Source organism: Pseudomonas sp. GW821-FHT02A11 (assembly GCF_059421985.1).
The window spans coordinates 1-8,340 of sequence record NZ_JBWKWB010000001.1 but is presented as its reverse complement, the minus strand read 5'-3'; the positions used below and the strand labels follow the sequence as shown (position 1 = coordinate 8,340).

Genomic DNA, 8,340 nt, shown 5'->3' with positions numbered 1-8,340 from the left:
GCGGGAATAGCTCAGTTGGTAGAGCACGACCTTGCCAAGGTCGGGGTCGCGAGTTCGAGTCTCGTTTCCCGCTCCAAATTCACAAAAACGCCGCTCACCAGAGCGGCGTTTTTGTTTGTCTGCGTTTTGCTGACTCTTGGCGCTGGATAAATCTGAGTTCGGGATCAAACACCGCCGCAAGGCCTGACGCAACGCTCAGGCCTCGGGCATTGCACCTAGGCTTTCAGCAACTCCAGCAACGCATCGGCATCCAGCTTCGCGCTGATTTCGCCGCCATCGAGCAGGCTGTCGGCCAGATCCCGCTTGCGTCCATGTAGCCCCACGATCTGCTCCTCAATGCTGTTTTCTGTCACCAGTCGGTAAATCGTCACCGGCCGTTGCTGGCCCATGCGGTGAGCGCGGTCGCTGGCCTGATCCTCAACCGCAGGGTTCCACCAAGGGTCGAGGTGGATCACGTAATCCGCAGCCGTCAGGTTCAGGCCACTGCCACCGGCCTTGAGGCTGATCAGAAAAATGTCGCCCACACCGGCCTGAAAGGCGTTGACCCGACTCTGGCGCTCTTTGGCGGGGGTGGCGCCATCGAGGTACTGATAAGCAATGCCTCGCTGATCAAGCCAGGCGCGGACGATGCTCAGGTGGTCGACGAACTGGCTGAACACCAGCGCCTTGTGGCGGTTTTCCAGCAGCTCGTCGACGATCTCCTTGAAGGCCGCCAGCTTGCTGCTCTGCAGGGTGGAGCCCGGCAGCACCAAGGAGGGGTGACAGCAGAAGCGGCGCAACCGAGTGATTTCCGCCAGCACCTGCATGGATTTGCCCGCTTTGGGGTCAAGGTGGGTCAGGGTGTCGACTGCCTGTCGACGCAGCGCTTCGTATTGATGCGCTTCCTCGTCGGACAGCGGCACCTTGTAGGTGATCTCGGTGCGCGCGGGAAGCTCCTCAAGCACCTGGCTTTTCAGGCGGCGCAGGATAAAGGGCTGGATCAGCGCCTTGAGCGCTCGACGTGCCGCGACATCGCCTTGTTCGATAGGCGTCGCGAAGCGCGCAGCGAAGCTTTCCTGACTGCCGAGCAGGCCGGGATTGATAAAGCGGAACAGATTCCACAGCTCACCCAGGTGGTTTTCCAGCGGAGTGCCGGTGGCGACCATGCGAAAATCTGCCTGCAACGCCATGACCGACTGCGAACGCTTGGTCTGGGCGTTCTTGATGGCCTGAGCTTCGTCCAGCACGACGCTGCTCCAGTGATGAGCGGTGAACAGTTCAGTGTCGAGCTGCAACAGCCCGTAGCTGACGAGCACCAGATCCCCAGGCCCCAGGTCATCCAGGGTGCGCTGCTGTTGGTACACCCGCACCTTCAGGCTTGGCGAGAAGCGCAGGCTTTCCGTCTGCCAGTTGAGCGTGACCGACGTCGGCGCTACGACCAGTTGCGGGCCGAGGCTGGCGCGCTGCAACAGCAGGGCGAGGGTCTGCACGGTTTTGCCCAGCCCCATGTCATCCGCCAGACAGGCACCGACACCCCAATGGGCGAGGCGCGAAAGCCAGACGAAGCCGTCGTGCTGGTAATCGCGCAAATCAGCTTGCAGCGTGCCGGGCACCTGCGGCTGGTAATCACGCAGTGATTCCAGTTTTTCCAGATGTGCCTGCCAGTGCGCGTCCGCTTCGAACTGCCCGACTTCTTGAGCCAGACTGGCTAATAGCGGCGAGGTCAGCGGGCTGAGGCGCAGGCCCTGATCGGTGATGCGGTCGGCCAGGTGCGCCAGTTCATCGAGGCGTTTGCGCAGGCTATCGTCAAGGGCCAGCCAGTCGCGCTCGTTGAGCTTGAGAAAGCGCCCGGGGCTGGCTTTGAGCAACTCAAGCAGTTCGCGCAGCTGCATCACCTTGCCGTCGTCCAGGGTGATATTGCCCTGAACGACGAACCAATCGCCCTGCTGGCGCAAGCCCAGATTGAGTTGCTTGAGGCCGCTGCGCGCATTGATTCGCATCCGCTCGCCCTCGGGCCAGATGCAATGCAATAGATTGCCGTCCAGGGCGTGCAATTCACTGAGCAATTGCAGGGCGTGTTGCGGCTGGTCCAGCTGCCATTCCTGACCGTCACTGTCAGCGTTGGCCAGGCCTGGGCAACTTTGCAGCACCTGCTCCAGTGCGTGCCGCTCGCCCGCCAGGTCTCGCGAGACCTGCAACGGCTTGCCCTCGCGCTCGCCGAGCAGGTTCTCGGCGCCCTGACCCGGACGAAACCAGCTGCCTTCGGCCATTGGGCGCACCAGCAGTTGCAAACGCAGGCCTTCGGCGAGCGGCAGCAGGTGGGCGTACAGCCGTGTGTCGGCGGGTTCGCGGTCCAGGTGCCCAGTGAGTTCGGGAATGTCCGAATGGATCGGCAGAAGCGGGGCGATGGCGCCGATGGCTTCGATCAGCTGATCCTTGGCCGAGGCAGGCACGATGAGTTCAGGGCCGATGATGTCAGCGATTTTGCGCAATTCGCGGTTGATCGAGTAGACCACCAGGCGCGTCGTAGTCTCTTTGTACACATAAATATCAGCCGCCTGGAGGATGCCTTCGGGTTGAAGTTGCACGCGAATCAGCCCGTCCTTGGCGTGCAAGTGCAGCGATGCCTGCCCCGCCTGCAGATCGATGCGCACATCCGGGGCATTGCGCCAGAACAGCGCCGGATGCCCGACCAGCCGCGGCAACGCCAGAGAGGCGGGCAGTTCGTATTCCGGCGAGCTGTATTGGTGGCTGACCTGGATCGCGCTGATGGCCTGGCGATCCTGCTCACAGAGAAAATCCATGACCGCACCATCTTCCACCAGGCGTTTAAGCGCTACGGCGCGACCGCTGCTCCATTGTCCCTTGGCGTTACGCTTCTGTTCCTTGGGTTCGACCTTTTCCCAGTACTCATCCAGGTAAAGGTGCCAGGTCAGTCGCGTTTTCCTGTCGGTGTCTGCGGGCGTCGACGTTTTGCCGGGGCGGAGCTGGCTCAATGCGCTCAGGGCGTGTTCCCACGCTTCCTGACGGCGCAACAGCGTGACCAGCGGGCGCAGGCCGGTGCCCTGATGCAGGTCGGCGAACTGGCGGGGCTTGCCTAATTGCACGGCGATCAGCGCATCGAATTCTGCCGCCAGCCAAAGGTACTGGTCGCGCACAAGCAGGTCGCGGTAGTTCTTCAATACGCTGCGCCATATGTCCTTGCGCGTGTGGGGAGCATCCAGCCAGTACAGCGCGATGGCGACCAGCAGGCCGTCCAGGCCATTAAGCCCGCGATGACCGTGGGAGGAGGGGATCGACGGGTTTTCTCCGGCGAGCTGCGCCACAAGGTAGGGGAAAACGGCGTAAGCCTCGCCATAGCCTTCCTTGGCCCCCGTCGCGATTGCCTGCTTGAGTGCAGCCCGCTGTTTAGGATCGTTTTCGGCGATCAGCGCCAGGCAGTAGAACCCGTTGAGCACCGGCGGCAGATCGATCTTGCGCTTGCCGGTCAGCTTGCGCATCTGCACGAGCCAGTTGCGAATCAACGTCAAAGTGTCGGCCACCTGGCCGCGCAGCATCAGGTGAATGGTCTGCTGGAGCAGCGCCATTTCTTCCATCTCGACGTATTCAAGGGTGTCCCAGTCGCCGCGCCACAGGGCCTGCAGCGTTAACTCAACGGCCAGACCACGGTGGGTGCGGGTCTCCATTTCGCGCAGGGCCAGTCCGTAGGTGTGGCCCGCGGGGCCGAGCCAGACATTGAGCAGAGCGAGATGGTCTTCCACCAGCAGCAGGCGCATGTCGGCGTCCAAGTGAGCGAAAACATCCAGGCCGTCCGCGTCGGTCTGCAACGAGTACATCGGGTGTTCAACAGGTGAGTGGGCGAGGGTGAAAAGCGGCGCTGCCAGGCGCAGTGAATTCGCCACGCCCTCAAGATTGCCAGCAAGTAGATTCAGCCAGAGGTCCTGGACGATGCGAGAACGGGAGGGCGTTTGCCATGCACTAAGCTGGGGAAGACTGGAATGGATCTCGTACAGCCAACGCTCGCGCTCTGCAGATGCCAGGAAGCTGCGCAGCACCCGGTTTCGTCGATCCCGCGCCACACTGAGATAGCGCGCTTCGGGCCGCTCTTCCAGCGCCAGCCAGCCCTCTTGCAACTGGGACTCCAATGCCGAGGCCAACGCATCAGCGTCCAGCAACCGGCCCTTGTCATCGGTAATATTCATCGAGCGCAGCAGTTTCAGCAGGGCGTTTTTGCCCTTGCCGGGATACGCCGTTATCAGTCCGAACATGATCGCCAGATGATGATCGGGGATGCGTTCCGGTGTTGCGGCTGGGTCGGACATGCGGGGCCTCGTGCTGCTGCGATTCGTCAGGGCAGGTCAATAAACCCGGACAAAAGCGACATTTTTCACCAGTGCCCCCTGCTTGTCGATCAGCAATCGCGCTTGAGCGCCCTTGTCGTTCGCGCGTACCCGGTACTTATCTCGATAATGTCACCGTCGGTAAGTCGTGCGGCTACGGGATGTTTCAGCCCTGCCGACTCAAACGCCCCGCAAAAACCGCCTTGCCGACCCCCTGCAACACCACATCATTCTGCGGCGTATGCACGCGCCCGCAGACCACGTTGCGGTAGTGCCGCTGCAGCGGGTTGTTGCGCGACAGGCCCGGATTGCCAGTGGCCTCGATGGCCAGTTCGACCGCGCGAATGGCGTTGGAGGTCACCAGGTATTTGATCTGCGGCGCGTGGCTGGCTGGCGTCAGACCCTGGCTGGCGGCGTCGATCAGGGTGCGGTTGGCGAACAGCAGGGTGTCGATATGGCCGACCGCTTCCTGAAAGCGCGGCAGGGTCGACAGCGAGGCGCCGAGGTTCGATGGCCTGCGGGTTTCCAGAAACTGCACCAGCCAGTCCCGCGCCGATTGAGCAATGCCGTCGTAAACCGACGACAACAGCACTGACATCCACAACAGCCCCGAAGCGTCCAGTTCCGGTTGCGCCGAACTCGCCGGGCCGACGTTGACCGCGTGATCCAGCGGCACCAGCACGTCCTCGAACACCACCTCATGGCTGCAGGTCGCGCGCATGCCCAGATGGTCCCAATCCTCGATGATGCGCACGCCGGGGCTGTCCTTGCGCACCAGCCAGACCCCCACCAGCGGGTCGGCATCGTCGCTGCGCGCCCAGACGTTGAACCAGGTCAGGCCGTGGCTGCCGGTGGAATAGATCTTCCGACCGCTCAAGCGCCAACCTTCAGGCGTGCGTCGAGCAGTGGTCGCAGGCAATCCTCCGCGCGAAGGGGAGCCCAGGTCAGGTTCGACGCGCAGCGCGTTCAGCAACGCGCCGTCAGTCACGGCATCGAGCGCCACTTGCCGGCGCAGGTGCTCCGGCCAGTTCGGCGTCAGGTGCAGGCGCGCGTGTTGCAGGTATTGCATCACCAGAATCAGCGCCGTGGATGGCTCGCCCCGCGCCACGGCGCTGATGACCTGCTGCGCCTGCGCAAGGTCCGCGCCACCGCCGCCCAGTGAAGTCGGGACGGTCAGGCCCAGCAGTTTGTGTTCATGCAGCAGGCGAAAGTTGTCGTGAGGGAACTCGCCGCTGTCGTCATAGCGCTGGGCGGTTTCGGCCAGTTGCTCAGTGATGCCCTGAAGGCGCTCGGCAAAGGCCTGCGCTGATTCGACCGGGCTGAACGTCGTTTGCCGATTCAAGCCCGCATTCATGCTGAAACCTGCTGTTTCTGTGGCTGCACGGCGTCCGTGGCGTCTTCCCGCGCAGCGGTGTAGCGGTTGACCGGGAATGGCAGCCCGAAGTGCTCGCGCAAGGTGGATCCGGTGTATTCGCTGCGCTGCAGGCCGCGTTTTTGCAACACCGGGATCACCAGCTCGGTGAAGTACTGCAAGCCGTCAGGCAACAGCGAATTGATGATGAAACCGTCGCTGGCGCCGTTCTCGAACCAGTGCTGGATCTGATCGGCGACCTGTTCTGGCGTGCCGACGAACTCGCGCCGCGGTCGGGAGAAATCCAGCGCCACCTGACGCAGGGTCAGGTTGTGTTCGCGCGCCTGTTGCTTGATGCGATCCGAGCCGCCTTTCTGGCTGTTGGCGCCCAGGTCGCCCAGGTCAGGGAAGGGCTCATCCAGCGGGTATTGCGTGAAGTCGTGATCATTGAAAGGACGACCCAGCGCAACGATGGCGTCCTCGATGCTCACCAGATCCACGGCCTGTTGAAAACGGTGTTCCACTTCTTCAGGGTTGCGACCGACGATCGGGCGAATACCCGGCAGGATCGACAGCTCAATCGGGTTACGGCCGAAGCCCTTGGCGCGGCGTTTGAGGTCGGCGTAGTAGGCCTTTGACTCTTCGAACGACTCGGCATGGACGAAGATCGCGTCGGAATATTGCGCGGCAAAGTTGCGTCCGTCTTCCGAGGTGCCTGCCTGAAACAGCACCGGCTGGCCTTGTCGGGAGCGGGCGATGTTCAGCGGGCCTTTGACCTGGAAGAACTCACCTTGGTGATTCAGTGAATGCAGCTTGTCGCGGTCAAAGAATTCGCCGGTCTGCTTGTTGCGGGTGAAGGCGTCGTCCTCCCAGGAGTCCCACAGCCCCTTGACCGTCGACACATGCTCCTTGGCGATGCGATAGCGCACGGCGTGGGGCGGATGCTCGCTCTTGCTGAAGTTTTCGGCGGTGCCGCTGAGCCATGAGGTGACGATGTTCCAGCCGGCGCGACCGCCGCTGATGTGGTCCAGCGAGGAGAACTGCCGCGCCACTTGAAAGGGCTCGGTGTAACTGACTGTGACGGTGGCCACCAGGCCGATCTTCGAGGTGGTGGCCGCCAGGGCCGAGAGAATGGTCAGCGGCTCGAAGCGGTTGAGGTAGTGGGGGCTGGATTTCTCGTGAATGTGCAGGCTGTCGGCGATGAACACGAAGTCGAATTTCGCCTCCTCAGCCAGACGCGCCTGGCCCTTGTACCACTGGAAGTTGGTGCTCGCGTCGGCCTGTGCATCCGGGTGGCGCCATTCGCCCCAGCCGTGGCCCACGCCGTGCACCATGGCGCCGAGTTTGAGTTGACGAGGTGTGCTCATGAGTGGCTCTCCTTGAGTCGGTCGCTTAGCGCGCAGCCTGGGAATCGGTTTTTTCGGCGGCCTGCTCGGCGGCCAGGCGGATGGCATTGAAGCCGGGATCGAAGCCATGTGACACGTCGACATGTTTGTTAAGGATGCCTTCGCGTTCATAGATGTTTGCGGTGTTCTGCAGGCCCTTGATCACGCTGTCATCGATGCTCACACGCTCCATTTGGGTGTCCTGGTTGACCGCCAGATGCACCTCGACCGGCAGGCCGGTGACTTTGGTCTGGGCGGCGGCATACTCCTTGGGATGGCTGTTGACCCAGCGATAGGCGCGGTCCAGGCGTACGACGAAATCGTCCAGTTGCGCGCGCTTTTCGCTGATGGCCTTGCTGGTGGCAGCGAGGTAAGAATGATTGGTCAGAAGGTCCGGGCCGTTGGGCAGAATGCGCGCGCCGCTCTGGGTGGCGACGGTGGTGTAGGGCGCCCAGGTGGCCCAGGCGTCGGCGTCGCCGTTGTCGAGGATCAGCCGCGATTCGCTCGGCAACAGAAAGACAAAATTGACGTCGCTGGTTTTCAGGCCCGCTTCGTTGAGTGCGCGAATGGCCAGGTAATGCCCGATCGAGCCGCGCCCGGTGACGATGCGCTTGCCCTTGAGGTCGGCCACGGATTTGATCGGCGAGTCGTTACGCACGATCAGCGCGGTGGTGTAGCGGCCGCTGACGTGAGTGATGCTGATCACCTTCAGCGGCCCGCCAGCGCCGAGCGCGAACACATAAGGCGCATCGCCCAGCGCACCGACGTCCACAGCGCCTGCGTTCAGCGCTTCGCCCAGCGGCGAGGCGGACGGGAATTCGGAGAATTTGATGTCGTAGGGGACGTTTTTCAGTTCGCCGGAAACCTCCAGCAAAACCTTCAATGCGGATTTCTGATTGGCCACCAGCAGAGGCTGCAGGGCGTCGGCGGCCTGGGTGGTCTGGCCGAACGACAGCGCCAACAGTGCGCCGAGCAGGAAGTGTTTGGCGCGGAGCCGTGGGGTGGTTGGGGCGGACATGAAGCGCGTCTCCAGGCTTGGAAAAAGGGTTCGCAGCCTCCGCCTGGAGAAGGGGTCGGCCTAGGGTTATGACCTTAGGCCTATAAGAAACGTATGAGAAGTATCTTTTGGTTATATGCTAATTATGTAATGGGTTTATTTTTTGACGATTCAATATGCAATATATTAATTAAATGACGTTCCAACATGCACTGCAAACTGTAGGAGCGCGCTTGCCCGCGATGGCGTCATGTCAGACAACATGGGATGCCTGATACGACGCCATCG

4 protein-coding genes and 1 tRNA gene are annotated in these 8,340 nt (G+C 62.1%); 1 reads left to right on the top strand and 4 read right to left on the bottom strand.

Annotated elements, in window-relative coordinates; translation table 11 throughout:
* Nucleotides 1-76: transfer RNA gene (locus AC07V9_RS00025), tRNA-Gly, on the top strand.
* A gap of 139 nt (nucleotides 77-215) precedes the next feature.
* Here the strand turns inward: AC07V9_RS00025 and AC07V9_RS00020 are convergent.
* The 4 genes from AC07V9_RS00020 to AC07V9_RS00005 form a co-directional block, all read right to left on the bottom strand.
* Nucleotides 216-4,301, bottom strand: a complete 4,086-nt coding sequence (locus AC07V9_RS00020) for a DEAD/DEAH box helicase (protein WP_495013663.1) — start codon at nucleotides 4,299-4,301, stop codon at nucleotides 216-218.
* 184 nt (nucleotides 4,302-4,485) lie between these two features.
* Nucleotides 4,486-5,673 carry an acyl-CoA dehydrogenase family protein gene (locus AC07V9_RS00015; protein ID WP_495013662.1) on the bottom strand — a complete coding sequence of 396 codons (1,188 nt, stop codon included), beginning with the start codon at nucleotides 5,671-5,673 and terminating at the stop codon, nucleotides 4,486-4,488.
* Nucleotides 5,670-7,037 (bottom strand): LLM class flavin-dependent oxidoreductase, encoded by a 1,368-nt coding sequence (locus AC07V9_RS00010; RefSeq protein ID WP_495013661.1) that lies wholly within the window; start codon nucleotides 7,035-7,037, stop codon nucleotides 5,670-5,672. Before AC07V9_RS00010 ends, AC07V9_RS00015 begins: the two co-directional genes overlap by 4 nt.
* Nucleotides 7,038-7,062: 25 nt before the next feature.
* A complete protein-coding gene (locus AC07V9_RS00005) occupies nucleotides 7,063-8,073 on the bottom strand; it encodes an ABC transporter substrate-binding protein (protein WP_495013660.1) in 1,011 nt (336 codons plus the stop codon).
* Nucleotides 8,074-8,340 lie beyond the last annotated feature (267 nt).

Coding starts and splice junctions, on each gene's coding strand:
- AC07V9_RS00005 (WP_495013660.1), bottom strand. CDS start 8,073: ATGTCCGCCCCAACCACCCCACGGCTCCGCGCCAAACACTTCCTGCTC.
- AC07V9_RS00010 (WP_495013661.1), bottom strand. CDS start 7,037: ATGAGCACACCTCGTCAACTCAAACTCGGCGCCATGGTGCACGGCGTG.
- AC07V9_RS00015 (WP_495013662.1), bottom strand. CDS start 5,673: ATGAATGCGGGCTTGAATCGGCAAACGACGTTCAGCCCGGTCGAATCA.
- AC07V9_RS00020 (WP_495013663.1), bottom strand. CDS start 4,301: ATGTCCGACCCAGCCGCAACACCGGAACGCATCCCCGATCATCATCTG.